The organism is Gordonia sp. ALPHA1B1 (assembly GCF_005502615.1).
In the GTDB taxonomy this organism is placed as follows: Bacteria; Actinomycetota; Actinomycetes; order Mycobacteriales; family Mycobacteriaceae; genus Gordonia; species Gordonia hongkongensis.
Genome location: NZ_SCOC01000052.1, coordinates 1 through 24,370, shown reverse-complemented (window position 1 = coordinate 24,370; position 24,370 = coordinate 1). Strand labels below are relative to the sequence as shown.

25 protein-coding genes and 1 pseudogene are annotated in these 24,370 nt (G+C 68.2%); 18 read left to right on the top strand and 8 right to left on the bottom strand.

Features of this window, described 5'->3' with window-relative positions; translation table 11 throughout:
* Nucleotides 1-59 precede the first annotated feature (59 nt).
* The 5 genes from FFS52_RS21925 to FFS52_RS21905 all read left to right on the top strand — a co-directional run bounded on the left by FFS52_RS21925 (nucleotide 60) and on the right by FFS52_RS21905 (nucleotide 4,567).
* Nucleotides 60-656: a DUF1707 domain-containing protein gene (locus tag FFS52_RS21925; RefSeq protein ID WP_249356563.1), complete on the top strand. Its 597-nt coding sequence runs from the start codon at nucleotides 60-62 to the stop codon at nucleotides 654-656.
* Between the two features lie 113 nt (nucleotides 657-769).
* Complete coding sequence (locus FFS52_RS21920; RefSeq protein ID WP_226514266.1) at nucleotides 770-1,513, top strand: ABC transporter permease; 744 nt, start codon at nucleotides 770-772, stop codon at nucleotides 1,511-1,513.
* A gap of 40 nt (nucleotides 1,514-1,553) precedes the next feature.
* Entirely contained in the window at nucleotides 1,554-2,342 is a 789-nt protein-coding gene (locus FFS52_RS21915) for an ABC transporter ATP-binding protein (protein ID WP_137810930.1), read from the top strand.
* A gap of 32 nt (nucleotides 2,343-2,374) precedes the next feature.
* The gene (locus FFS52_RS21910; protein WP_137810929.1) at nucleotides 2,375-3,448 is read left to right on the top strand and encodes an ABC transporter substrate-binding protein; all 1,074 of its coding nucleotides are present in this window, start codon (nucleotides 2,375-2,377) and stop codon (nucleotides 3,446-3,448) included.
* 24 nt (nucleotides 3,449-3,472) lie between these two features.
* Nucleotides 3,473-4,567: an LLM class flavin-dependent oxidoreductase gene (locus tag FFS52_RS21905; RefSeq protein ID WP_137810928.1), complete on the top strand. Its 1,095-nt coding sequence runs from the start codon at nucleotides 3,473-3,475 to the stop codon at nucleotides 4,565-4,567.
* Between the two features lie 37 nt (nucleotides 4,568-4,604).
* On the opposite strand, the gene FFS52_RS21900 is transcribed toward FFS52_RS21905, so the two are convergent.
* Together FFS52_RS21900 and FFS52_RS21895 are read right to left on the bottom strand one after the other, a co-directional pair.
* The gene (locus tag FFS52_RS21900; protein ID WP_137810927.1) at nucleotides 4,605-5,651 is read right to left on the bottom strand and encodes a PHP domain-containing protein; all 1,047 of its coding nucleotides are present in this window, start codon (nucleotides 5,649-5,651) and stop codon (nucleotides 4,605-4,607) included.
* A 91-nt stretch (nucleotides 5,652-5,742) separates the two neighbouring features.
* Complete coding sequence (locus FFS52_RS21895) at nucleotides 5,743-6,087, bottom strand: Lsr2 family protein (protein WP_058252466.1); 345 nt, start codon at nucleotides 6,085-6,087, stop codon at nucleotides 5,743-5,745.
* A 1,088-nt stretch (nucleotides 6,088-7,175) separates the two neighbouring features.
* Here FFS52_RS21895 and FFS52_RS21885 point away from each other — a divergent pair.
* The 6 genes from FFS52_RS21885 to FFS52_RS21860 all read left to right on the top strand — a co-directional run bounded on the left by FFS52_RS21885 (nucleotide 7,176) and on the right by FFS52_RS21860 (nucleotide 12,717).
* The gene (locus tag FFS52_RS21885; RefSeq protein ID WP_065631073.1) at nucleotides 7,176-8,033 is read left to right on the top strand and encodes a rhodanese-related sulfurtransferase; all 858 of its coding nucleotides are present in this window, start codon (nucleotides 7,176-7,178) and stop codon (nucleotides 8,031-8,033) included.
* Nucleotides 8,033-9,091 (top strand): GTP-binding protein, encoded by a 1,059-nt coding sequence (locus FFS52_RS21880; RefSeq protein ID WP_065631072.1) that lies wholly within the window; start codon nucleotides 8,033-8,035, stop codon nucleotides 9,089-9,091. Before FFS52_RS21885 ends, FFS52_RS21880 begins: the two co-directional genes overlap by 1 nt.
* Before the next feature lie 197 nt (nucleotides 9,092-9,288).
* Nucleotides 9,289-10,311, top strand: coding sequence for an N-acetylmuramoyl-L-alanine amidase (locus FFS52_RS21875; protein WP_137810933.1), 1,023 nt, complete (start codon nucleotides 9,289-9,291; stop codon nucleotides 10,309-10,311).
* Nucleotides 10,312-10,394: 83 nt separating this feature from the next.
* Nucleotides 10,395-11,318, top strand: coding sequence for an SDR family oxidoreductase (locus FFS52_RS21870; protein WP_137810926.1), 924 nt, complete (start codon nucleotides 10,395-10,397; stop codon nucleotides 11,316-11,318).
* Nucleotides 11,315-12,112 carry a fructosamine kinase family protein gene (locus FFS52_RS21865; protein WP_137810925.1) on the top strand — a complete coding sequence of 266 codons (798 nt, stop codon included), beginning with the start codon at nucleotides 11,315-11,317 and terminating at the stop codon, nucleotides 12,110-12,112. Before FFS52_RS21870 ends, FFS52_RS21865 begins: the two co-directional genes overlap by 4 nt.
* Before the next feature lie 20 nt (nucleotides 12,113-12,132).
* The gene (locus FFS52_RS21860) at nucleotides 12,133-12,717 is read left to right on the top strand and encodes a nucleosidase (protein ID WP_137810924.1); all 585 of its coding nucleotides are present in this window, start codon (nucleotides 12,133-12,135) and stop codon (nucleotides 12,715-12,717) included.
* 3 nt (nucleotides 12,718-12,720) lie between these two features.
* Here the strand turns inward: FFS52_RS21860 and FFS52_RS21855 are convergent, their stop codons facing one another.
* The 4 genes from FFS52_RS21855 to FFS52_RS21840 form a co-directional block, all read right to left on the bottom strand.
* Nucleotides 12,721-13,620: a DUF6542 domain-containing protein gene (locus FFS52_RS21855; protein ID WP_137810923.1), complete on the bottom strand. Its 900-nt coding sequence runs from the start codon at nucleotides 13,618-13,620 to the stop codon at nucleotides 12,721-12,723.
* Between the two features lie 4 nt (nucleotides 13,621-13,624).
* Nucleotides 13,625-14,878, bottom strand: a complete 1,254-nt coding sequence (locus FFS52_RS21850) for a DNA recombination protein RmuC (protein ID WP_065631090.1) — start codon at nucleotides 14,876-14,878, stop codon at nucleotides 13,625-13,627.
* A 57-nt stretch (nucleotides 14,879-14,935) separates the two neighbouring features.
* On the bottom strand, nucleotides 14,936-15,562 hold the full coding sequence (locus FFS52_RS21845; protein WP_065631066.1) for a methylated-DNA--[protein]-cysteine S-methyltransferase: 627 nt from the start codon (nucleotides 15,560-15,562) through the stop codon (nucleotides 14,936-14,938).
* Nucleotides 15,563-15,645: 83 nt separating this feature from the next.
* The gene (locus FFS52_RS21840) at nucleotides 15,646-17,199 is read right to left on the bottom strand and encodes an AlkA N-terminal domain-containing protein (protein ID WP_137810922.1); all 1,554 of its coding nucleotides are present in this window, start codon (nucleotides 17,197-17,199) and stop codon (nucleotides 15,646-15,648) included.
* Between the two features lie 118 nt (nucleotides 17,200-17,317).
* Between FFS52_RS21840 and FFS52_RS21835 the strand changes: the two genes are divergently transcribed.
* The 5 genes from FFS52_RS21835 (at nucleotide 17,318) to FFS52_RS21815 (ending at nucleotide 21,253) form a co-directional block, all read left to right on the top strand.
* A complete protein-coding gene (locus FFS52_RS21835; protein WP_226513736.1) occupies nucleotides 17,318-17,656 on the top strand; it encodes a hypothetical protein in 339 nt (112 codons plus the stop codon).
* An 84-nt stretch (nucleotides 17,657-17,740) separates the two neighbouring features.
* Nucleotides 17,741-19,039, top strand: a complete 1,299-nt coding sequence (locus FFS52_RS21830) for an AI-2E family transporter (RefSeq protein ID WP_065631088.1) — start codon at nucleotides 17,741-17,743, stop codon at nucleotides 19,037-19,039.
* A gap of 57 nt (nucleotides 19,040-19,096) precedes the next feature.
* On the top strand, nucleotides 19,097-20,176 hold the full coding sequence (gene ychF / locus FFS52_RS21825; protein ID WP_137810921.1) for a redox-regulated ATPase YchF: 1,080 nt from the start codon (nucleotides 19,097-19,099) through the stop codon (nucleotides 20,174-20,176).
* Nucleotides 20,177-20,183: 7 nt separating this feature from the next.
* Entirely contained in the window at nucleotides 20,184-20,675 is a 492-nt protein-coding gene (locus tag FFS52_RS21820; RefSeq protein WP_137810920.1) for a peptide-methionine (S)-S-oxide reductase, read from the top strand.
* A gap of 140 nt (nucleotides 20,676-20,815) precedes the next feature.
* Nucleotides 20,816-21,253 (top strand): VOC family protein, encoded by a 438-nt coding sequence (locus FFS52_RS21815; protein WP_137810919.1) that lies wholly within the window; start codon nucleotides 20,816-20,818, stop codon nucleotides 21,251-21,253.
* A 16-nt stretch (nucleotides 21,254-21,269) separates the two neighbouring features.
* Here FFS52_RS21815 and FFS52_RS21810 read toward each other — a convergent pair whose 3' ends face one another.
* Nucleotides 21,270-22,628 (bottom strand): trypsin-like peptidase domain-containing protein, encoded by a 1,359-nt coding sequence (locus tag FFS52_RS21810; protein WP_065631061.1) that lies wholly within the window; start codon nucleotides 22,626-22,628, stop codon nucleotides 21,270-21,272.
* Nucleotides 22,629-22,762: 134 nt separating this feature from the next.
* Here FFS52_RS21810 and FFS52_RS21805 point away from each other — a divergent pair, with 134 nt between their 5' ends.
* Together FFS52_RS21805 and FFS52_RS21800 are read left to right on the top strand one after the other, a co-directional pair.
* Nucleotides 22,763-23,404 (top strand): GNAT family N-acetyltransferase, encoded by a 642-nt coding sequence (locus tag FFS52_RS21805; RefSeq protein ID WP_249356560.1) that lies wholly within the window; start codon nucleotides 22,763-22,765, stop codon nucleotides 23,402-23,404.
* Nucleotides 23,405-23,426: 22 nt separating this feature from the next.
* Nucleotides 23,427-23,978, top strand: coding sequence for a putative immunity protein (locus FFS52_RS21800; RefSeq protein WP_137810918.1), 552 nt, complete (start codon nucleotides 23,427-23,429; stop codon nucleotides 23,976-23,978).
* 255 nt (nucleotides 23,979-24,233) lie between these two features.
* Here the strand turns inward: FFS52_RS21800 and FFS52_RS21795 are convergent.
* Nucleotides 24,234-24,370: pseudogene (locus FFS52_RS21795) on the bottom strand (IS630 family transposase); the annotation flags it as partial.

Genomic DNA, 24,370 nt, shown 5'->3' with positions numbered 1-24,370 from the left:
CACATGCCATCCGGGTGGCCCGGTCCTTGAGTTCCTCACTGTACTTGCGTGGTGCTGCCATGCTCTCCATCCTTCACAGGTTCGAGAGCCTCCGACAGACCCGGGGCGGTTCAGAACACCTGCCGAACGCCGGTCGCCTGTTCAACGAGCCGGGCCAGGCCGTAGCCGCGACCCCGGCCGTCGCCGTCCCTTCGACCGGGCCCGTGCACCTCGCGGCCGAGTGGGAGACGGTTCGACGCAAGGGCACGTGGCATGTTCCGCCGTCGACGCTGGTCACCGGCAGCATGGGCACCGTCGACATGGACTTCACCCATGCGACGTTCCCCGGCCCGTCGACGATCCTGCAGCTGCAGGTCTCCATCACCACGGTGAAGCTCCGGATCGGCCCCGATCAGGAGATAAGGTACGGCGACCTGCAACTCTCCGGATGGTCGAAGGTGAAGGACAAGGCCGGCGCACCGACGCGTCCGGGCGGACCGGTGATCGAGCTGACGGGTTCGGCGTCGGGAATGAACCGGCATCGTCATCAAACGGAGCTGACGCACCGAACCGTATCGACCGGGGCTGACCGCTCGCCGTTACGCGAACGCTGGGCGGGTGGCCTACTTGTGCTCACGCTGAACTCAACGGTGTCGCGAGTGTTTCCCGATTCGTAACGTTGCCGCACGTGGCCGACCGAACACTCAGTATCAGCGCGCCCGGCGATCCGCGGGCGGTGGACCCGGGGTCGTCCGACTCCCCATCGGCCAAGGCGGACCGGTCGTCCCGGCTGCACACCATCCTGCGCGCGCTGTCACCCATCGCCGTTCTCGTGCTCTGGCAGGTGGGCAGCGCACTGGGGATCATCCCGCAGGACAAGCTGCCCGCACCGTCGCTGATCGCCGAGGCCGGGTGGGAGGTCCTGAACAACGGACAACTCCTCGACGCGATCGCGGCGTCGGCGCAGCGGGTCGCGATCGGACTGACGATCGGCGTCGCGGTCGGGATCGGTCTGGGCTTGCTGGTCGGCCTGAGCAAGTTCGCCGACTCGGCCATCGACCCGAACATGCAGGCTATACGCGCACTTCCGCTCTTCGGTCTGATCCCGTTGTTCATCCTGTGGTTCGGCATCGGCGAGATGCCCAAGGTGCTGCTCGTGTCCCTCGGCGCGCTGTTCCCCCTCTACCTGAACACCTCCGCCGCGATTCGCCAGATCGACGGCCGCCTGGTGGAAAGCGCTCGCGTGCTGGGCTTCTCGCGGCTCACCACCATCCGCGATCTCATCATCCCGGGTGCCATGCCGCAGATCCTGGTCGGTCTGCGCCAGGCCCTGGCGATCGCATGGCTCAGCCTCATCGTCGCCGAGCAGATCGCGGCCACGTCCGGGCTGGGATACCTGATCAACAACGCGCGCGACTTCCTGCGCACCGACATCATCTTCTTCGGCCTGATCGTCTACGCCGCAATGGGTTTGATCACCGACGCCATCGTGCGCGCGCTGGAGCGCTACACGACCCGATACCAGAACCGGTGACGCCCCCAACCCGCACATCCCGAGTCCAGGAGGCCCGACCATGACCGCCATCGCCACCCGAGATCTCGAGGTCCCGTCCCCCGACGACCTGGTCGACCCCGCCGGATACGCCGCGGAAGTCGAGAACGCAAGCCTGAGCTACGGGGACAATCTCGTGTTGCGGGACGTGACCCTACGGGTCGGGGCGCACGAGATCGTCGCGCTCATCGGACGCAGCGGCAGTGGCAAGTCGACGCTGCTTCGCCTGCTGGCGGGCCTGTCGCAGACCGAGTCGGGCAGCGTCCGGACCGCCGGTCACCCGGCGGTGTCCTTCCAGGAGCCGCGACTCTTCCCCTGGCGCACCGTCTTACAGAACGTCGCCTTCGGCCTCGTGCGCGAGAAGGTCGGCAAGTCACAGGCCCGCGAACGCGCGTGCCGCACCCTCGGCGAGGTCGGCCTGAGCGACAAGACGGCTGCGTGGCCCGCGCAACTCTCGGGTGGTCAGGCGCAACGGGTCTCGCTCGCCCGTGCGCTCGTGGCCCGTCCGCAACTGCTGCTGCTCGACGAGCCGTTCGGCGCACTCGACGCCCTCACTCGGCGCACGATGCACGAACTGCTCATCTCGCTGTGGCGCGACAACGGGTTCGGTGCACTCCTCGTCACCCACGACGTCGACGAGGCGTTGCGGCTGGCCGACCGCGTCGTCGTCCTGGCCGGTGGCGAGATCGTCGAAGACCTCACCGTGCCCCGTCCACGTCAGACCGGCGACGCCGATGATCCCGACTCCGAGATCCCGCGCCTGCGAGCCGAATTGCTGACCGCACTCGGCGTCACCGATTCGGCGCGCTGACCCTCCCGTTCCCTGACCGAAAGCCGATCTCGATGACACACCACCATCTTTCCGTGCGCGCATCCCGGCCCCGACGGCGCCGCGTGCTCGCCGCCGTGCTGGCCACCGCCGCCCTGACCCTGGGCCTCGCGGGCTGTGTGCAGCGGGAGGACACCGCCGAATCGATCGCGAACGAGACGGTCGACGTCGCCTCACTGCAGGACCTGACCCTCCGAGTCGGAGACCAGAAGGGCGGCACCGAAGCCCTACTGCGCGCCTCGGGCGAACTCGAGAAGCTCCCGTTCACCATCGAATTCTCCACCTTCACCTCCGGCCCGCCGCAGATCGAGGCCGCCACCGCAGGCAAGATCGACTTCGCGGTCACCGGGAACACGCCGCCCATCTTCGGCGCCGCGGCGAACGCGAAGGTCAAGATCGTCACCGGGTACGCGAACAACGCCAGCGGCGACGCGATCCTGATCCCGGGAACGTCGTCACTGGCCTCGGTCGCCGACCTCAGGGGCAAGAAGGTCGCCGTGGCGAAGGGCAGCTCGGCCCACGGACATCTGCTGCTGCAACTGAACAAGGTGAATCTGACCCTGGGGCCCGGCAAGGACGTCGAGCCGGTCTTCCTGCAGCCCGCGGATGCGTTGTCGGCGTTCACCTCCGGGAACGTCGACGCATGGGCGATCTGGGACCCGTACACCGCGATCGTCCAGCTCGAGAACAACCCGAAGACGCTCGTCACGGCCGAAGGCGTATCGAACGGTTACGGTTTCGGGATCGCGGGCGACGAGGCGCTTGCCGACCCGCGTCGCAACACCGCAGTACGGGAACTGGCGCTCGGGATCGCGCGGGCCGCCAACTGGGCCAAGGCCAACCCGGAAGAGTGGGCCGAGCAGTACTCCGCCGAGGTCGGGATCGACCCGCGGGCCGGCGCGATCGCCCAGGGCCGCAGCCTCCGACCCGCGATCGCACTCGACGACAGCGTCGTGGCGTCGGAGCAGGAGCTCGCCGACGCCTTCGCCGACTCCGGGCAACTCCAGGGGCAGGTCGACTTCGCGACGTTCGTCGACAACCGCTACGACGAGGCCCTGGCACCGCTGTTCGGCACGCCCCAGTCCTAGAGGTGCGAGAAAGGGACCACGCCCATGAGCCATTTCCATTGGTTTCTGCCGACCGCCGGTGACAGCCGCGGGATTGTCGGAGCCTCACATGCATCGGCGACGAAACGGCACCCTCCGGGTTACCGTGCGCCAGACCTGCCGTACCTGATCGATGTCGCACGCACCGCCGATCGGCTCGGCTACGAGAGTGTCCTGACCCCGACCGGAACCTGGTGCGAGGACGCGTGGCTGACCACGGCCGCCGCGATCACCCACACCGAGCAGTTGACCTTCCTCGTCGCATTCCGCCCCGGGCTGATCTCGCCGACCCTGGCCGCACAGCAGGCGGCGACGCTCCAGCGATTCTCGGGTGGACGGATCGCGGTCAACATCGTGACCGGCGGTGACGAGGTCGAGCAACGCCGGTTCGGTGACTGGGTCGACCACGACCGCCGTTACGCGCGCACCGACGAGTTCGTGCAGATCGTCGACCGGCTCTGGTCCGGTGAGACCGTCGACTTCGACGGAGAGTTCTACCGGATCGCCGGGGCGTTCCTCGCGGATCCGCCGACCGATCCACCGCGGATCTACTTCGGCGGGTCGTCGGACCCGGCACTGACCGTTGCGGCCTCGCGTGCCCAGGTCTACCTCACGTGGGGCGAGCCGCCGGCGGTGGCCGGAGAGAAGATCGCGGAGGTGGCGCGACGCGCAGAGACGGTCGGCCGGTCGCTCGAATACGGTGTGCGGCTGCATGTCATCGCCCGCGAGACCTCCGAGGAGGCGTGGCGGGTCGCCGACACACTGCTGCAGGGGATCTCCGACGAAGAGATCGAGACCGCGTTCGCCCTGCACTCGGTCTCGGACTCGACCGGTCAGCGCCGGATGGCCGAACTCCACGGCGGACGTCGCGATGCGCTCGAGATCCATCCCGGCTTGTGGGCGGGGGTCGGGCTCATCCGTGGGGGAGCCGGCACCGCGCTCGTCGGCAGCTACGACGAGGTCGCGGCGCTGATCGGCGAGTACGAATCCGAGGGCTTCTCCCACTTCATCCTGTCGGGCTATCCGCACATCGAGGAAGCGCACTGGTTCGCCGAAGGCGTGCTGCCGGTGATCCGAGACCGCGTCGACGCCCTGAGCTGACAGCACGTTCTGGGCCGCTCGGGCCCAGCGGGACAGGTCAGCGGGCGAGCCACTCCGACAACCGGTCCGACGACCATGTCGTGACGATCCGGTCGGGGTCGATGCCGTGGTCGACGGCCCGCCGCGCGCCGAGGATCTTGAAGTCGAGTTGCCCGGGTGCGTGGGCGTCGGAGTCGATCGCGAACAGGCAGCCCGCGTCGTCGGCGATCTCGATCAGTTCGTCGGGCGGGTCGACCCGCTCCGGACGGGAGTTGATCTCCACGATGGTGTCGTGGGCCGCGCAGGCGGCGAACACGGCCTCGGCGTCGAAGGTCGAGGGTGGGCGGTGGCCCCGGCCGCTCAGCACTCGCCGGCCTGTGCAGTGGCCGAGGACGTGCACCCGTGGATCGGAGACCGCGGCGATGAGCCGGTCGGTCATGGCGTCGTGCGCCATGCGCAGATTTGAGTGCACGGATGCGGTCACGACGTCGAGTCGGGCGATCATCTCGTCGGTCTGATCGAGCGTGCCGTCGTCGAGGATGTCGATCTCGATTCCACGGAAGAGACGAAAGTTGCTGCTGTGACCGGTGTTCCAGTTGTCGATCGCCTCGATCTGGGCGGCGAGCCGTTCCGGGCTCAGTCCGTTCGCGACCGTGAGGCGCGGCGAGTGGTCGGTGATCGCGAGCCAGTCGTGGCCGGAGGCCTCCGCAGCCGCGGCCATCTCGTCGATGGGCGCCCCGCCGTCGCTCCAGTCGGTGTGGGCGTGCAGGTCGCCGACAACGGCCTCCACGAGGCCCTCGGCGCCGTCGGGGGCGAGGGGTGGATCTTCGCCCTGCAAACGTGCGAGGTACCCCGGTAGCTCACCGTCGGCGGCCTCGGCGATGACCGCCGCGGTGGTCTTGCCGATTCCCTTGATCGCGGTGAGAGTGCCGGCGACAGCCCGTGCGTGTAGCTCGGACGGGTCGAGTCCGGCGGCCGCCTGCCCGGCGCGGCGGAAGGCCTCCACGCGGTACGTGCTCTCCCGGCGACGCTCGAGCAGCCACGAGATGCGCTCGAGTGCGCGAATCGGGTCCACCGGAGCCGACAGCGGGGTCAGGGGCCTCATCGGCGAACAGCCCTTTCAACGCCTGTTGCCCGGCACGCGAAAGGCGGCCGGGCAACAGGTCTCATGTGTGATGACGGTCAGGTCTGACCGATCAGTGTGCGGCTTCGAAGGCCTCGATGATGCTCTGCGGGATGCGACCGCGATCACTCAGTTCGTAACCTTCGCGGATGGCCCACTCGCGAATCGCCTTGGTGGTCTCCTTGTTGCGTCCGCCCCCGGTCGCAGTCGACGCCGTTGCGGTGCGCTTGGTCACGCGACCGGTCTGGCGGGAGATGTCGAGGTACTTCGACAGCGAATCGCGGAATTGCTGCGCGTGCTTCGACGAAGTGTCGAACTCGTAGTTCTTTCCATCGAGTGACCACCGGACGGTTTCGTACTGATCCAGCACCTTACCGTCGAGATCGTCGATGACCTGAACGATTTCCTTTTTCGCCATGAATTGCTTGTCCCCTCGAATTGTGTCATCCGACCAAGACGGACGTGCAAGGCCTGAAAACCTGCGTCCCCCCGTTTTGATCTATTCCAACTGTGCACAGCTTAGACCCAAACCATGAGTACTTGCTGAGAACCCCCGCCTAGACCATAAATCATTGAATAGCGTTAGGGAAGTCGAGACACGGCCGTTTGTTAACCAGTCGGATCCACGCTGGTGTCGACGGCGGGTTACGCGCAGTGGCGGTCCGGTTCGAAGTAGGTGTGCGCTAGCTCGTGGGCACTGCCCCGGTCGTCCGCCGGGACGATTCGTCCGATTCCTCCGGTGACACGCTCACCAACGCTTCGGGTGCCCGATCCGCTGCATAGATGGTTTGGTAACCGTTCGGGGTGATTGCGAATCCTGATTGAGAACGCGATTCGAGACAGAACATACCGACGGTCTCAACGAGACAAGAAAATCGCGATATCGAAATAGTGCGACCGAAGTCGACAATCGAACTGCGATACAGAACGGGATATCGATTGGCGCACGCACCGCGCTGCGGTCCATCCGGTCCCAGGACGGCGTAATCCCGAGCCCAGTCGCAGGCGCCCGACGCGGACGACGGACGTTCCGCCGAGGAATCGTCGTCCGCATCCTCATCGATCCGACAGGCGAGGGCCGACGAACCGTTGGTACCGGTCGAGCAATTCACCGCCCGATCCGGCGTCGAGAAATGGAAACCGGACGAGTCCTGCAGCGGCGAATCCTCCGTCACCGAGCCCTGGTGGAAACGCGAGTTGTCGACGCGTGGTGCCACTGCGACGACTCGCCCGATTGTCCAGTCGGGCAGATTCCGCGCCGAGTCCTCGCCGGTGGTCGATGTCGTCGACGAGGACTCGATTTCGGTCACCGTCGACAACTCGTCGGTGGGCGGAATGACGATTCGGGACGGGCCGGAGTCCGACGGCAGGGAGCATCCGGCGAGTGCGACCGAAACGGTCAGAGTCCCGATTGCCGCGGTTGCGCAGATCACGCGCAGGAATCGGCGGTCGCGGGACCGTGATGTGGATTCGGGGCGGGGTCGCCGATTTCCGTACCCTTGCACTGTGCCGACCCCCAAGATCGTCCTGTTCTACGTCTTCGTTCCGCTGCCCGATCCCGAGGCCATCCGGTTGTGGCAGCTGGCGGTGTGCGAGTCGCTCGGGGTCCGGGGCAGGATCATCGTGTCACGCCACGGGATCAACAGCACCGTCGGTGGCGACATCGCCGCGGTCAAACGCTACGTCAGGACGACCCGCGCGTACCCCGGGTTCGCGGGGGCGGACATCAAATGGTCCGACGGCACGGGCCGGGACTTCCCGCGGTTGAGCGTGCGCGTCCGGCCCGAGATCGTGACCTTCGGGGTTCCGGACGAGATCGAGGTCGACGAGAACGGGGTCGTCGGCACCGGAACCCGGCTGAGTCCGGAGCAGGTGCACGAGCTCGTGGACGCCCGCGGCGACGACGTGGTCTTCTTCGACGGGCGCAACGAGATCGAGGCCGAGGTCGGGCGATTCGCCGGCGCGGTCACGACCAAGGCGCGCACCACCCGGGACTTCGTGCCGTTGATCGAGAGCGGCGCGTTCGATCACCTCAAGGACCGGCCGATCGTCACGTACTGCACGGGCGGCGTGCGCTGCGAGGTCCTCAGCACGGTGATGCGGAACCGCGGGTTCGCCGAGGTCTACCAGCTCGACGGTGGCATCGTGCGTTACGGCGAGCGGTACGGCGACGACGGGCTCTGGCAGGGTTCGCTCTACGTCTTCGACGACCGCATGGGCGTGGAGTTCTCCGACCACGCGGAGGTGCTCGGCCGCTGCGTCGAATGCCGTCGTCCGACGAGCAATGTCGCCAATCACCCCGATCGGGACGGCCGCGACCTCGCCGTGATCTGTGCGGACTGTCTGGAACCCGGCCGCCGGTGATGAGCGCTGCGAAGACCCCCGATCGCCGCGGTCCGGTTCCGGTCGTCGTGGTGGCCGGGTATCTGGGTTCGGGAAAGACGACACTGCTCAATCATCTGTTGCGGTCTGCCGGGCGCACCGGCACCCGTCTGGGCGTGCTGGTCAACGACTTCGGCAAGGTGAACATCGACGCGCTGCTCGTCTCGGCGCAGGCGGACGGCACGGTGAGCCTCGGGAACGGGTGCATGTGCTGCACCGTCGACGCCGACGGCCTCGCGAACGCGCTCACCTCGCTGGTTCGTCCGAGCGCTGGGATCGACGCCATCGTGATCGAGGCGAGCGGGATCGCCGAACCCAAAGCGCTCATCCGGATGGTGACGTCGGTGGCGGACGCCCGACTCCGCTACGGCGGACTGGTCTATGTGGTCGACGCCGCGCACGTCGAGGAGGTGCGCGGTACGCATCCGGAGCTGGACTCGCACGTCGCGATCGCCGACCTCGTGCTCGTCAACAAGGTCGACCTGATCCCGGATGAGTCCCGGCGCGTCGTCGAAGAGCTTGTCGCACAACTCAATGCGACCGCACCGCGGGTGGCGACCCGGAATGCCGCGATCGATCCGGCGCTCCTGTTCGATGTCGTTCAGCGCGACGTCGCGCAGGCTCGGTCCGGCCAGATGGCTTTCGACGAGTTGCTGCTCGACGACGCGGGTCACGCTGACCACGAGCATCTGCACGCTGAATACGAGTCGGTGTCGTTCTCCAGTGACCGGCCGATGGATCCGCGGCGCCTGGCGCGATTTCTCGAACGTCCGCCCAATGGGTGTTTCCGGATCAAGGGAATCGTCCATTTCGACGTACCGAGGCATCGGCAGCGGTTCGTCGTGCACGGAGTCGGCGGCTTCGTGCGCGTGATGCGCGAATCCTGGGAAGGGCGGCGTCCGGCCACCGAACTCGTCGCGATCGGGCGCGGTCTCGACGAGGCGGCCGTGCGCGCCGAGCTGGAGGCCGCCGTCGCCCGACCGGAGGACGCTGCGGACGAGAACGGCATCCTCGGAATCCTGCGGCACCTGACGGACTGACCCGCGACACGCTCGACACGCCGATCGGAGAGGTCACAGCTCCCTAACGAAATGCCGTTCTCCCAGGACGACCATTTCGGAATCCCGCATTCGTTTGTTTCACTGTTATGTCTGTGACCAGTGTGACCAGTGGTACTCAACGGGAGGGAGTGAGGCAAGTGACCAGCGCCTCGGCGCGTCGCGGCCTCGACAGCGCAATGTTCCGAAAGACGACAGCCCAACGCCTTGCCACGATCGGCTTCGCCATGGTGGCCGCCACGTCGATGGCGGTCGCCTCGAACGTGGTCGCGGCACCCGCCGAAGCGGCCCCCGCCCGCGGGACGGCACTGGCGGGGAAGACGATCTTCCTCGACCCCGGTCACCAGGCCTCGGCCGCCGGTCACGACCTCAGGGCACAGGTGCCGGACGGGCGCGGTGGCAAGAAGGACTGCCAGACCAGCGGTGCGTCCGGTGTGAACGGCGCCAAGGAGCACACGGTCAACTGGCAGATCGGGCAACTCGTGAAGGCCGGCCTCGAGAGCCAGGGGGCTCGTGTGGTCCTGAGCAGGCCGGACGACACCGGGTGGGGCGGTTGTGTGGACGAACGCGCCGCCGCGGCCAGTCGCTCCGGAGCCGCGGTCGCGGTCAGCCTGCATGCCGACTCGACGGCGCGGGGAGCCGACGAGTCCAAGAAGGGCTTCCACATGATCGTGCCGTCGCTGCCGGTCCCGGATGCCACCGTCGACCGCGTGCAGTCCGGCGAGGGACGCAAGGCCTCGACCACGATGCGCGACGCCTTCGTCAAGGCCGGGTTCCCCTCGGCGAACTACGCCGGCGTCCGCGACGGGATCCAGACCCGTCCCGACATCGCCGCGGTGAACCTGACCAAGGTCCCGGCGGTGTTCATCGAGATGGGCAACCTCGCCAACCCCGGTGAGGCCAAGGCGCTTGCCGGCCGGGACGGTCAGGTCAAGTACGCCATGGCGATCACCGACGGAATCCTGAACTACGTCAACGGGAACGCCGCGACCGGAGCGGGCCCGGCGCCGTCGGTGCCGACGGACGACGCCAGCGGACTGTCCTCGGTCATCCCCTTCGTCGAGCAGCTCCTCGCCACCGAGGACCCCGAAGCCGTGGCGCGGCTGCTGATGACCCAGGGCCAGGACGTGTCCGCACAAGTGCTCAAGGCGATGCTGACCATCGTCTACGCGCTCTTCGACGGGAAACTGCCGATCGGCTGACGTCGCCGGCGCGCGGCCCGATCCGGCGTGGGCGATCCGTCGATTGGCTGAGGTCCGCCGCGGCGGACGGCTAACCTCGCGTCATGGGTCTCAAAGAGCTGCTGTTCATGGACACCCCGGTGCCGTCGCTGCGTGGCCGCAAGGTCCTCATCACCGGCGCGGCGAGCGGAATCGGCAGGGCCACCGCCCAGGCCGCCGCCGCCCGGGGCGCCGAACTGGTGCTCACCGACCTGCACGCGGATCAGCTCGACGAGGTCGTCGCGGCCATCACCGCGGCCGACGGAACGGTCCTCTACCACGTGGCCGGGGACGTCTCGGACTTCGACTGGGTGGCCGGGTTCGCCCGCCAGGTGGACGCCGAGGTCGGCGTCATGGACGTGGTGATGAACATCGCCGGGATCTCGGCGTGGGGAACGGTGGAGGATCTCGAACACCGGCACTGGCGGAAGCTGGTCGACGTCAACCTGATGGGGCCGATCCACATCATCGAAAGCTTTGTGCCGCAGATGATCCGACGGGGGCGCGGTGGACACATCGTGAACGTCTCCTCGGCCGCCGGACTGCTGGCGCTGCCCTGGCACGCCGCATACAGCGCCAGCAAGTTCGGGCTGCGGGGCGTGTCGGAGGTTCTTCGATTCGATCTGCGGCGTCACGGGATCGGGGTGTCCCTGGTATGCCCCGGCGGGGTGGACACGCCACTGGTCGACTCCGTGGAGATCGTCGGCATCGACCGCGAGAACCCGCGGGTCAAGGCCGCCATCAACGGATTTCACAAGGTCGCGGTGTCGCCCGACGTGGCGGCGGCGGCGATCCTGACCGGGATTCGCAAGAACCGCTTCATGGTCTACACCTCGTTCGACATCCGGTTCGGGTACTGGTGGGCGCGAAAGTTCGCACTGCCGTATGAGATCGCGATGCGAGTCGCCAACGATCGTTTCGACCGGCTCGCGCGAGTGAGTGCGAAGAGTCTCGAGGCGACGGCGACCGACGAGCATTCCTCCCGGTGAGTCCCGCCTTCACCAAGACGCTGCGCCAGAGCGGCCCGCGGGGCGGTCATCCTGACTTCTTCGCGGCCGAAGCCGCCGGGTTGCGCTGGCTGTCGGCGTCGGGAGCGCCTGTCGTACAGGTGATCTCGGTGAGCGAAGACGCCATCGAACTCGAACGTCTCGAACGCGGTCGGCCATCGCCCGGAGCGGCACGGGAGTTCGGGGTCGCGCTCGCTCGGATGCACGACGGGGGCGCCCCGCAGTTCGGTTCCCCGCCTGCTGACGCGGACGGAACACCGTTCTCCGGTCAGCTGTTCATCGGTCGCCGAGAGTTGAGCTCGGTCGAATACCGGTCGTGGGGTGAGTTCTATGTCCGGGAACGGGTGGAACCGTATCTGGCCCCGGCACGCGCGGCCGGGAACCTCACGACCGAGGACGAGGACGCGGTCCGCGACGCATGTGCCCTGATCGCGGACGGCGTGTTCGACGACGACGAGGGGCCGGCACGCATCCACGGCGACCTCTGGAACGGGAATGTGATGTGGACTCCGCGGGGCGTGGTGATGATCGACCCGGCTGCGCACGGCGGTCATCGGGAGACCGATCTGGCGATGCTCGCATTGTTCGGGTGCCCGCACCTCGATGCGGTCCTCGACGGCTATCGAGACGCGCACCCGCTCGTCCCCGGCTGGCAGGAGCGCGTCGACGTCCACCAACTGCATCCGCTCGCCGTGCACGCGGCCGGCCACGGACCCGGATACGGCTCGTCGCTGGGCCGCGCGGCGCGGGCGTCCGCCGCGCTCGCCCGCGGCTGACACACGCCATAATCGTCGGCGTGACTCACAACGCGCTGCCCCGACCCGGTGTCCTCGTCGTCTCGGCGACGCGGGCCGAGGCCAGACATGTGCCGCCCGGGATGCGGGTGCTCGTGACGGGCATCGGCAAGGTGCGCGCGACGATGGCGCTGAGCCGGGAACTCGCCGGCGGGGCGCCGGTCTCCGAGGTCATCAACATCGGTACCGCGGGGGCCCTGCGCGACGGTGTGAGCGGCGACGCCGAGTTGGGTCTGTTCCTCCCGTCGGCCGTGCTCGAGCACGACATCAGCAGCACCGAACTACGGGCGATGGGTTACGAGATGACCGACCGCTGGGAGCTACCCGGCGGCGACGGAACGGTGTTGGCGTCCGGGGACACCTTCGTCGCGGATCCGGTTCGTCGGCGCGAACTCGCCCAGCATGCCCACCTCGTCGACATGGAGGGATGCGCGGTCGCCCACGTGAGTGCTGAGTTCGGCGTGCCCTGCCGCCTGATCAAGGCGGTCACCGACAACGCGGACGAGGGTGCGATGGAGTGGCCCGCGCTCGTGGACGCCGCAGCGCGTCGGCTGGGGCGTTGGCTGGAACGCAACGTCGCGAGCTGAGGCTCAGGACCGCGTGTCGGCGACTCCGGCCGGGGGGATGTCGGTTGCCGACTCGTACGTCGGGATGTCCGGGCGTCGCGGCGCGGGCGTGGCGTCCGACGGCGTGAGGTCGGGGGCCGCGAGGTCGGCGACCGTCGGTCGCCGTGCGCCCGTTGCGGTACGAGAACCCTTCGTCGCCGAGCGGGACGTCGCGGACGGCCGGTCCGGAGCGCCGGTCGAACGCGGTTTCGCCCGCGATCCCGGCGCGGCCTTGGTCGAGGAGGACTGCGCTGCCGATCGGTTCTTCTCGGGAGACGCCGACGGGGGCTCGGTGGCGGTTCCGGACGAACCGGCTCCCTTGGCGCGACGATGCGTTGCCGCGCGGCCCGAGGGCCGGTCGGCGTCGCCGCTCCCGGCCGCGGACCTGCTCGGGGGCGTCCGGCCCGCCTTGTCGCGACTCGGGGCCCGGCGTTTCGCCGGCTCGGCGGCCTCGCGGGTCAGGAACCATCGGGCGAGCACGATCCCCAGGGTCACGAGGAACGTCGTCAACATCCAGGGGAAGTCCGCCGCGATGGGGAGCAGGACATTGAAGACGAGGCTCTTCAGCCCCGACGACGCCTGCTCGGAATTGAGGCCGTACAGCGTGACGATGCTGACGAAGAAGGCGATGAGCGGGGGCTGCGCGGCGGCGGTGAACAGGGCACGACGACGCACCGCCAGCGCGGCGATCACACATCCGACGAGGTAGCAGAACTTGTAGATCGACCCCAGCGAATCGTTGCTGCCGGCGTCGATGGCCGCACCGAGGCCCGTGATCCCGGTGGCCAGGAGAACGGCGCCCCACCACGGCACACCGCGGACCGCGGGCAGTACCGACTGCTGGTCCAGTGGTACCGCGGTTTGGAGACGTTGCGGGGAAGGCACATGGTCACGGTACCGGGTCCTCGACAGAAATCGTTTCACCCCCGGACCGGGGCGTCGATGCCGCCTCCGGCGCCGTCCCAGGCCGGGCGGTCGGCCCCGCCGGGCGGCAGGTGTCGTGGATCACCGGTGGTCGTGGGGCGTCCGGGACATCGCCCAGCGCGTCGAGCTCGGCCAGCCGGCGTGCGGTGACGCCGAGGCGACTGTCCACCGAACCGATCGTCGAGTTGTAGGCGTCGACCGTGCGCTGCAGCGACGTGCCGAGGGTGCCGAGGTGAGTGAGCACCCCGGTGAGCCGCTGATGGAGCTGCAGACCGAGATCATGGATGACCGCGGCGTCGCGAGCCATCGCATCGTGACGCCATCCCAGTGCGACGGTCCGTAGCAATGCGATGAGGGTGGTCGGGGTGGCGATGACGACGTTGCGTGCGAAGCCGAACTCGAGGAGATCGGGGTCGGTGCGGGCGGCGGCTTCCAGGACGACGTCGCCGGGCACGAACAGCACCACCATCTCCGGTGTGTTGTCGAAGGCGGACCAGTAGGACTTCGCAGACAGTCGTGCGATGTGCGCGCGCAGGGCGCGAGCATGTTCGCGGATGAGTTTGTCGCGAACGGACGTGTCGGTGGCCTCGGCCGCCCGCAGGTAGGCGTCGAGGGGCACCTTGGCGTCCACGACGATGTCGCGGCCGCCGGCGAGGTGGACGACGAGGTCCGGCCGCAGCGTCGTGGCACCCCGGCCGTTTCCCGAACCGTTCGGATCGGAGGGGTCGGTGACCGACACCTGGGTGCTGAAGTCGCAGTGCTTGGTCATGCCGGCGAGCTCGACCACGCGCTCGAGCTGGACCTCACCCCATCGGCCGCGGGCGTGGGGGCTGTGCAACGCGTTGGCGAGCTGGCGGGTCTGGTCGTTGAGCGCGATCGACGCCGAGTGGATCCCGCGCACCTGCTCGGTCAGTCCGGCGTACGCGCCGATCCGGTTGTTCTCGACCCGGCGCAGTTCGTCGGCGAGCTGGGCGAGGTTGGCGCGCAACGGCTCGACGATGTGCGCAACCGAACTGCCGATCGCCGACGACTGCCGGCGTGCCGCGTCCTCGGTGGCCCACGACAACGAGGACGCGACGTCGTCGCGGGCGGCGCGCAGCATCTCCACCTCGGCGCGAGCCGCCGCCACGGTCGCGGCACTGCGAGCGGCGTGCGCCCACCAGCCCAGGGCGATCCCCAGGGCGAGGCCGACGACGAACGAGAGGGCGGCAGCAGTCATGTCGTCGATGGTGTCGGACACCCCCGACAAGTTCGGCCGGACCGCGGGCGACGGGCACTATCGGTCGTCGGAACCGCTCCGCTCGTCCGGGCCGCTCCGCGCGCCGGCCTCGAAGTCGAGCAGCCACTGCTTGGTGGGCAGGCCGTAGCGGAAACCGCCGAGGCTTCCGTCGCTGCGCTTCACCCGGTGGCAGGGCACGAACAGGGCAGCCGCGTTGCGCGCGCAGGCGGCTGCCGCGGCCCGGACCGCCGCCGGCTGACCGGCCAGTTCGGCGAAGCGGGTGTAGGTGACGGGGTTCCCGGCCTCGACCAGGCGCAGGGCGTCCCAGGCCGGACCGAGGAAGGTCCCGCCGGAACGTTGGACGACCGGAATCCGCGACGGCGCGGCGAGATCGCCGTCGTAGTACGCCGACACGGCGTCGGTGATGGTGCCGAGCGCGGCGGACGGCTGGATCGATTCCGGTCGTAGCGCGCGGTGGACGAGCGCCGTCAGGTAGGCGGGATCGTCGGTCCACCCCGACGCCAGGACCCGGTGGTCGGGATCGGCGACGACGGTGAACGCCCCGTTGGGAGTGGTGACGGTGGCGTAGCCGCCGACTGTCGTTGTGTGGCCGATGGATTGGGCACTCCCCGGTTCAGGGGTGTCGGGCCCGGAGGTGGCGGGGGTGGTGGCCGGTGCGGACATTGTCGCTCCTTGCGGATCGCTGGGATGTGATCGGAGAAGGGATCGCTACGAGATGCCGGTCATCGGAGTCTGCTCACCGCTCGTCACACGGCCTGTCCGGCGGCGTCGAGTCGGTGTCGCCACAGGTGCATGGTCGCGTACGAGCGCCACGGCGCCCAGTGCCGCGTGTCCCGCAGATCGATCCCGAGGTCGGCGGCAGCCCGGACGACCACGAGGTCGTTCGTGAGCAGGACGTCGGGATCGCCGGTGACTCGCATCGTGACGATGTCGGCGGTCCAGGGGCCGATGCCGGGCAACTCGAGAAGCTGGGCACGAAGATCAGACGCATCGACCCCCACATGCGGTTCCACCCGACCTTCGGCGAGTGCCGCCGCGACGTCGATCACGGCATCGATCCGCCGCCGCGGGCCGCGGAGGACCTCGTGTCCACGGGCGGCGATGACACCCGGCGTCGGGAAGGACTTCGACGCCGGACCGTCGACTGTCGTCGCCGTCTCGGACGGGGTGGCGAAGGCGTCGCCGACCGGTTCGCCGAGGGCCTCGACGAGCCGGTTCACCTGGTTGCGCGCGGCGGCGAGACTCACCTGCTGACCGAGCATGGTCCGGATGATCGTCTCGGCCGGGTCGAGGCTGCCGGGCGCACGGAGGCCCGGCGCCTGGCGCAGCAGCCGCTGCATCGTGGCGTCGGCGGCCAGTGCGTCCTCGGCCGCGGTGATGTCGGCGTCGAGGTCGAGCAGACGCCGGATCCGGTTGACCGCGACCCCCACGTCACGCATGTCCAGTCCGTGAAGGGCGACGACGGCGTGGTCGTCCTGCGGCTCCACCTCCGCCGACGCCGTTCGGTGGGGTAGGGCGAGGACCCGGCGGTAACGCCAGCCGTGCGGACTGTCCGGGGCGTCGACGACGGATTCGACCCCGGCCACGGCGTGCGCGTCCAGGAACCAGCGCATCCATGGCCAGCGATAGGGCGCGCGGAACGGCAGGCGCAGGGTGACGCTTCCCGGGGCGGAATCGGTGCCGATCGCATCCTTCCTGCGGCTGTGCAGGCGTCGAAGCTCGGTGGGGGTGAGTCCGAAAACGGCGCGGACGGTGTCGTTGAACTGGCGCACGCTGGCGAATCCGGCGGCGAACGCGACGTCGGTCATCGGCATCGTCGTGCACTGGATGAGCACGCGGGCGTTGGTGGCGCGAATTGCTCGGGCGAGCGCGAGCGGCCCGGCTCCGAGATGCCGGGTCAGCACGCGGGTGAGGTGCCGGGGTGAATACCTCAGACGCGCCGCGAGTCCGTCGACCCCTTCGCGCTCGACGACGCCGTCGGCGATGAGCCGCATCGCGCGAGCCGCCATGTCGGCGTTGATGTTCCACAGCGGGGACCCCGGAACGGCGTCGGGTGCGCAGCGTCGGCAAGCACGGAAACCCTGCTGCTGGGCGGCCGCCGCGGTGAGGACGAACGCCACGTTGGCGGGCCGGGGGGTCTGTGCCGGACACGACGGACGGCAGTAGATGCCGGTGGTGCGGACCGTCACGAAGAACTGACCGTCGAAGCGGGCGTCGCGGGCCTGCACTGCGCGATAACACCGGTCGAAGTCCGGCGCGAAACCCCCGGTGTCGGGTTCTGTTGCGGTGCCTGTGCTCACCCGTCCACTGTGTCATCCGTCGACGTCCCGGTCTGGCGGGAATCGGACATCGCGACGGCATCCCACTGAGCGGACGAAAAGTGTGATCTGGGTTACATGTCTGTGGCAGCATGGCGCCATGACCACCCGGTTCGATGGCCGCCGCAGAAGTCGGCACGACGACCAGTCCCTGTCCGGACTCCCCGCGTGGGGGCTGGAGATGATGATGGGCCTCTACGGCCCGGAGACGATCAGGCGTGCCTGCGCCGAGGAAACCGAGCTCGGCATCACGGCGCGGACCGAGCGGGTCGCCCCGGCCGCCGGATGCGCTCCGTCGTCGGCCGAGCCCCCGCCGCGATCGGACGCCGGGCCAGCCGGGCGCGACGACACCCCGGTCGTCTTCAACCAGGTCGACGCTGAACTCGAGGCCATCAACTCGCTGGTTCGCTACCTCGGACGGAAATTCCGCCGCCGCTGATCATGTCGTCGGACGGACCACATGTTCGTACGACCGTCGCCGCGTCGATGTCGCATTGTCATGCCGATGTGTGAGGATCCTCGGGTGACCGACAGCTCGGACGATCAGCGCGCGGACGACTCGTCCGCCGACGCAAGACCAGACACCACCAAGGTCGGTGCCGACGCCGTCCTCGGCGGCGATGCGGTGCTCGGCGGCGGTGAGAAGACGTATCCGACCCGGCTCCAGGTGATGATGACCGGCCTGCGGTCGTGCGCGACGGTCGGCGCGCAGATCGTGTTGGTGGCCGCCGCGCTGTGGGTGCTGTTCTGGTTGCTCGGCAAGTTCTGGGTGATCCTGTTGCCGGTCCTCCTGGCCATCATCGCGTGCACGATCCTGTGGCCGCCGGTGCGGTGGATGCGCAACAAGGGCGTGCCGGCCGCCGCGGCGTCGTTCCTGATGATGCTCATCGGACTGGGTGTGTTCGCCGGTGTGATCGGGCTGATCGTCCCGTCGGTCGTCGACCAGGCGCCCGAACTGGCGAGCCGTGCGACCGATGGTGTGGAGCGTCTGCAGGACTGGGTGCAGGGTCCGCCGCTGAACGTCGACGACCAGCAGCTCGACAACATGGTCAGCACCATCACCGACCGACTGCAGTCGAGCGCGTCGACCATCGCGGCCGGTGTGTTCAGCGGCGTCGGAACGGCGACGTCGCTGCTGATCACGATGTTCACCTCGCTCGTGCTCGTGTTCTTCTTCCTCAAGGACGGTCCGAAGTTCGTGCCGTGGCTCGACCGCACCGTCGGCAAGCCCTCGGGCAACCACCTCGGTGAGGTGCTGACCCGCATGTGGAACAGCCTCGGCGGCTTCATCCGCACACAGGCGATCGTGAGTTTCGTCGACGCCGCGCTGATCGGTCTCGGTCTGTTCATCCTGGGCGTCCCGTTGGCGTCTGTGCTGGTGGTCATCACCTTCCTCGGCGGATTCATCCCGATCGTGGGTGCCTTCGTCGCCGGCGCGCTCGCGGTGTTGATCGCACTCGTGTCCAACGGTCTGACCACGGCCCTGATCGTGCTGGGCATCATCCTCGCGGTGCAGCAACTCGAGGGGAACGTGCTCCAGCCGTGGTTGCAGTCGAAGTCGATGGATCTGCACGCGGTGATCGTGCTGCTGTCGGTGACCTTGGGCGGCACGTTGTTCGGCATCACCGGCGCGTTCCTCGCGGTTCCCGCCGTGGCCTCGCTCGCCGTGGTGCTCCGCTACCTGAACGAGCAGATCGCCGAGCGGGCCGGCGAGTCGTTGCCACCCGCGAACACACCGGTCACGACCCAGGTCGGTGTTCCGAACGATGACCCGCCGAAGGATCCCCCGAACCCGGTGAAGGGGTTGCTCGACCGGGACTGACTCCTCGGACCGACGCCCCGCCGGGCGTCGCGCTGCCTGCCGATAGACTGGGCGCCCGTGAGTCTCACCCTGGGAATCGTCGGTCTGCCCAACGTCGGTAAGTCGACCCTGTTCAATGCCCTGACCCGTAACGACGTCCTCGCGGCGAACTACCCGTTCGCGACGATCGAGCCGAACGTCGGCGTGGTCGAACTGCCGGACAGCCGCCTGGGCCGCCTCGCAGAGATCTTCGGCAGCGAGCGGATCCTGCCCGCCACCGTGTCCTTCGTCGACATCGCCGGCATCGTGAAGGGTGCGTCGGAAGGTGAGGGCATGGGCAACCAGTTCCTCGCCAACATCCGCGAAGCCGACGCCATCTGCCAGGTGGTCCGGGTCTTCGACGACGGTGACGTCATCCACGTCGACGGTCGCGTCGATCCCTTCGCCGACATCGAGGTCATCGAGACTGAGCTGATCCTGGCCGACATGCAGACGCTCGAGAAGGCCATCCCGCGTCTGGAGAAAGACGCGCGCAAGAACAAGGACCTGGCCGAGACCCTCGCTGCCGCCAAAAAGGCGCAGGAGATCCTCGACACCGGCAAAACACTGTTCTCGCAGAAGGATTCGTTCGACCTGGCGTCGGTGCGCGAGCTGCACCTGATGACCGCGAAGCCGTTCCTCTATGTCTTCAACTCCGACGAGGGTGTGCTCACCGACGACGCCCGTAAGGCGGAGCTGCGCGCCGCCGTCGCACCCGCCGACGCTGTGTTCCTCGACGCCAAGGTCGAGAGCGAACTCCTCGAACTCGACGAGGAGGACGCCCAGGAGCTGCTCGACTCGATCGGGCAGGACGAGCCGGGCCTGACCTCGTTGGCGCGCGCCGGTTTTCACACCTTGGGCCTGCAGACCTACCTCACGGCCGGCCCCAAGGAATCCCGTGCCTGGACCATCCACCAGGGCGACACCGCGCCCAAGGCGGCCGGTGTCATCCACACCGACTTCGAAAAGGGCTTCATCAAGGCCGAGATCGTCTCGTTCGACGACCTCGACGCCGCCGGCTCGATGGCCGCGGCCAAGTCCGCCGGCAAGGTGCGCATGGAGGGCAAGGACTACGTCATGAAAGACGGTGACGTCGTCGAGTTCCGGTTCAACGTCTAGACAAGCGATGACGTCCGTGCCGCCGAACGAGGAGCTCTACCTCGCGGGCGGTTGCCTGTGGGGTGTGCAGGCATTCGTCGCGACGCTGCCGGGTGTGACCTTCACCGAGGCCGGCCGGGCCAACGGCACGAGCCATACCCTCGACGGTGAGTACGACGGCTACGCCGAATGCGTGCGGACCCGGTTCGATCCGGCTGTCGTGAGCGTCGACCAGTTGGTCTCGCACCTCTTCGAGATCATCGATCCGTACAGCGTGAACCGACAGGGGCCCGACGTCGGCGAGAAGTACCGCACCGGTGTGTATTCCGACCGGCCGGAGCACCTCGAACATGCGCGAGCCTTCATCGGTGCGCGGGCCGACGCGGATCGCATCGCCGTCGAGGTGCTTCCGCTGTTGAACTATGTGCGCAGTGCCGACGAGCACCAGGATCGGCTCGCACGGTATCCGGAGAGCGCGTGCCACCTCCCGCATGAGCTCTTGACGAAGTACCGCGACTGACGGTTCAGCAGTAGGTATCCCTCAGCGATACCTACTGCTGAACCCTCCGCGCCGAGTGCCCGACCATCCACGGCCGGCCGGCCGTGCACGGTCTCGCGACACGCTCATGGCCGTCGCCCATCGTTGCTAGCGTGACCTCCATGCCCATCACACTCGAGAACGTCGCCATCGCCGTGCGTGACCTCGACGCCGCGATCGCCTTCTTCACCGACCTCGGTCTCGACGTCATCGGCCGGGACACGGTCCGCGGGGAGTGGGCCGACACGGCGGTCGGGCTCGACGGCAACCACGTGGAGATGGCGATGCTGCAGACCCCCGACGGTCACGGGCGGCTCGAACTCTTCGAGTACATCCATCCCGAGGCCATCGAGACGCCACCCACGCAGCCCAACGACATCGGGATGCACCGGGTGGCGTTCTCGGTCGACGACATCGACGAGGCCCTCGAGGTGGCGGCACGGCACGGGTGTCATCCCGTGCGCGGCGTCGCCACCTACGAGGACGTGTACAAACTGACCTACGTGCGCGGGCCGAGCGACATCCTCGTCATGTTCGCCCAACGACTCTCGCCGGGCTGATCCGGCGCAGCTCGGGTCACGGGTTCTGACCGAAGGGGTTGCCGCCGAACGGCAACGGGGAACCGCCCGATCCGCTGCCGGATTCCGGCACCGTCGTCTCCTGCTCGTCGACGGCACTGCCCAGCTTCACCTGGACCGTCCGGGCACCCGAACCGGAACCGATGGTCACCGGCACGGTCTCACCCGGCTCGTGGGTGAGGATCTGCGCCATCAGGTCGGCGTAGTCGGAGACGGTGGTGTCCCCGACCTTGGTGATGACGTCGCCCTGCCGGATACCCGCATCTGCCGCGGGCCCGCCACGCTGCACCGACGAGACGGTCGCGCCCTCGGTCCGGTCGCCCGCCGACAGTGAACCCGACACTCCCATCACGGGTTTGGTTGCCTGACCGTCCTGCAACAGTTGGTTGGCGATGCGCTTGGCGGTGTTGATCGGGATCGCGAAACCCAACCCGAAGGACTGCGGCCCACCGGACGCGGCCTGGCCGGTGTCCACCGCCGAATTGACCGCGATCACCTGCCCCTGCAGATTCACCAGTGGCCCACCGGAATTGCCGGGGTTGATGGGGGTGTCGGTCTGCAGACCGTTGTACACGGTGAGCGACGAACCACTGGTGTCGCCGGCGGTCACCGTCCGCGACAGCGCGCTGACGATGCCGGACGTCACCGTGTTGGTCAGGCTGTCCGGGCTGCCGACGGCGACCACCTGCTGGCCGACCTTCAGCGCATCCGAATCACCGAGTGCCGCCGGGGTCAATCCCGACGCACCCTCGAGCTTGATGACCGCGAGATCGTACGACGGGGCGTTCCCGGTGACGGTGGCGTTGTGCTGATGCCCGTCGCCGGTGGTGACGACGATCGTGCTGCCGGAGCCGGCCCCGGCGACGACGTGGTGGTTCGTCAGGACGTAACCGTCGGGGGAGAGGACGATACCGCTGCCCACCGCCGTGCCGTTCGCGGTCTGGACCTTGATGTCGGCCGTCGACTTCGACGCCACGCTCGCGGCATACGTCACCGAACCGGGTTGCGCGTCGGCGGCGTTGGCCGCGGCGGCCGGTTGCGAGTTGAGGATCGGTACCGACGCGGCGTCGTGCCCGAGCAGCGAACTGCCTCCCATGCCGACGGCGCCGCCGAGCAGTCCCGCGAGGAGCGCGGTGACGATGATCGGCTTCGTCACGCCGGCCCGCTGCCGCGCGACCGGAGGAGGCGGCGGGGGTGAGACGAATGGCGGCGGGGTGGCCTGCGGGTTCATCGCCCAGGGCCCGGGCGGCGGCACCGGTCCGCGCGGCGGCGCAAAGGGTTCGGTGATCGGGTCGTGGTCGTCGTCGGGCATGGGGGTCTGGGGCGTGTTCACGGCACCACGATGCCTGCGCCTCATGTGAACAGGGCTACGGAAATCCTGCGGATTTGCTGACAAGCTCGACGCGGACTCTCAGGTGTCTCTGACCTGTCCACTGCGGATTTCCCGCGCCACGAGATATCAGTGTCGACCGAATGTGGTTCCGCGGTAATGTGACCCGCCGACCACCCGCATCCGACTCAACCCTCGAGGACAGTGACATTTCCATCGACCACGCGATCATCGCGGATCTCGACGATGCCGCCGGCACTCTCGCCGCCGCTTTCGACGCCTATCCCTGGACTCGATGGTCCATTCCCGAGGACGGCTATCGGGAACGGTTGCACCGACTACAACGGATGTATCTGGGATACGCCTTCGACCACGGTGTCGTGCTGGTCACCACGGACCGGTGCGGCGTGATCGCCCTGCTGCCCCCGGATGTGCCGGAGCCGGATGGACAGTTTCAGGCCGAAGCGGCCGCCCTGCACGGCGATCGGCTGGCCGCGGTCGCCCGGGCCGAGACCCCTGCGCACCCGGCAGGCGCATGGAACCTGGCGACACTCGGAGTCCACCCGGACCGCCAGGGCAAGGGGCTGGGAAGCGCGCTGGTCCGCGCCGGACTCGCCGCGGTCGACGACAGGACTCCTCCTCCGGGTGCGTGCGTCGCGCTCGAGACCTCCGACGATCGCAATGTGATGATCTACGAACGTCGCGGGTTCGTCGTCACCGCAACGACTCCGGTCGACACGAGCCTCGTCGTCCATTCGATGCTCCGCGATCCGGATGGCGGCGGGTTGTCGGCGACCGTGTGAGGACACTGCTAGCGTTCGGCCGATGGCGGACTTCGAGTTGACCGACGACGACCTGCGGGTCGTCGTGCGCTGTGCCACCGAGTGGGCCGAGGAAGTGCTGCCGGTCTTCGAGCGAACGCGGCCCGACGACCCGCGTCCCCGCGCGGCCATCGAGGCGGCCCGGGAATTCGCCGCCGGCGCACGCAGATCGACGCGCCAGCGGACGGCCGCCTTTGCGGCGCATCGTGCCGCGAAGGACGCCCCGTCGGAGACTGCCCGACTGGCCGCCCAAGCCGCAGGCGACTCGGCGGCGGCGGCATATCTGCATCCGATCGCGAAAGCGCACCAGGTCGGTCACATCCTGCGGGCCGCGGCGAACCGGGCGTACATCGCCGAACTAGAGAGCGGTGGAGACCCGGCGGTGGGGAACGAGATGGTCGAGGCCGTGTGCCAACGGACACCACCCGAGCTCATCGATGTGCTGTGTCGGTACCCGGAACCGGATGCCGGGGCATCACGGGCGGCCCGCCTGATGGCCGAACTCGACAGCCGGTTGCGGGCGTCGGGCAGACGGACGACTGGGACAGCTGACTGAGGCGAGTGGCCGCTCGGGCACATCAAATCCCCTGTGCAAGAACAGCTTTTGATGGTCATTCGCCTGACAAACGACATGTCGCATGACATGGTGTTGCCTGGCCGATGCGCGCAGTCGAGCTCGTCGGCCTTCCAGTTGGCACATGTCGAAAGGTCTCCAGTGTCCTCGTCTGAACTCGGTCTCACCATGTTGTTCGCCTTCATCGGTCCGCTCCTGGCGCTCTACGCCAACGGCAGCTAGTGGTGTGTCTCGGTTTTAGCTAACTCCTTGTTCGAGTGCGGCGCGGGCGACCTTGGCCAGGATCGACCTGGAGGTTGCGGTCCAGACATATGGTGTCGGGTTGTCGTTGTGGGCGTTGAGGTATTCCTCGATGCTCTCGATGAGGTCGGGCA

Excerpts from the sequence above, each read along its gene's own strand:
- FFS52_RS21925 (WP_249356563.1), top strand. The coding sequence starts at position 60 with ATGCTCTCCATCCTTCACAGGTTCGAGAGCCTCCGACAGACCCGGGGC.
- FFS52_RS21915 (WP_137810930.1), top strand. The coding sequence starts at position 1,554 with ATGACCGCCATCGCCACCCGAGATCTCGAGGTCCCGTCCCCCGACGAC.
- FFS52_RS21910 (WP_137810929.1), top strand. The coding sequence starts at position 2,375 with ATGACACACCACCATCTTTCCGTGCGCGCATCCCGGCCCCGACGGCGC.
- FFS52_RS21905 (WP_137810928.1), top strand. The coding sequence starts at position 3,473 with ATGAGCCATTTCCATTGGTTTCTGCCGACCGCCGGTGACAGCCGCGGG.
- FFS52_RS21900 (WP_137810927.1), bottom strand. The coding sequence starts at position 5,651 with ATGAGGCCCCTGACCCCGCTGTCGGCTCCGGTGGACCCGATTCGCGCA.
- FFS52_RS21895 (WP_058252466.1), bottom strand. The coding sequence starts at position 6,087 with ATGGCGAAAAAGGAAATCGTTCAGGTCATCGACGATCTCGACGGTAAG.
- FFS52_RS21880 (WP_065631072.1), top strand. The coding sequence starts at position 8,033 with ATGAGCGCTGCGAAGACCCCCGATCGCCGCGGTCCGGTTCCGGTCGTC.
- FFS52_RS21875 (WP_137810933.1), top strand. The coding sequence starts at position 9,289 with ATGTTCCGAAAGACGACAGCCCAACGCCTTGCCACGATCGGCTTCGCC.
- FFS52_RS21870 (WP_137810926.1), top strand. The coding sequence starts at position 10,395 with ATGGGTCTCAAAGAGCTGCTGTTCATGGACACCCCGGTGCCGTCGCTG.
- FFS52_RS21850 (WP_065631090.1), bottom strand. The coding sequence starts at position 14,878 with ATGACTGCTGCCGCCCTCTCGTTCGTCGTCGGCCTCGCCCTGGGGATC.
- FFS52_RS21845 (WP_065631066.1), bottom strand. The coding sequence starts at position 15,562 with ATGTCCGCACCGGCCACCACCCCCGCCACCTCCGGGCCCGACACCCCT.
- FFS52_RS21835 (WP_226513736.1), top strand. The coding sequence starts at position 17,318 with ATGACCACCCGGTTCGATGGCCGCCGCAGAAGTCGGCACGACGACCAG.
- FFS52_RS21820 (WP_137810920.1), top strand. The coding sequence starts at position 20,184 with ATGACGTCCGTGCCGCCGAACGAGGAGCTCTACCTCGCGGGCGGTTGC.
- FFS52_RS21815 (WP_137810919.1), top strand. The coding sequence starts at position 20,816 with ATGCCCATCACACTCGAGAACGTCGCCATCGCCGTGCGTGACCTCGAC.
- FFS52_RS21810 (WP_065631061.1), bottom strand. The coding sequence starts at position 22,628 with ATGAGGCGCAGGCATCGTGGTGCCGTGAACACGCCCCAGACCCCCATG.
- FFS52_RS21800 (WP_137810918.1), top strand. The coding sequence starts at position 23,427 with ATGGCGGACTTCGAGTTGACCGACGACGACCTGCGGGTCGTCGTGCGC.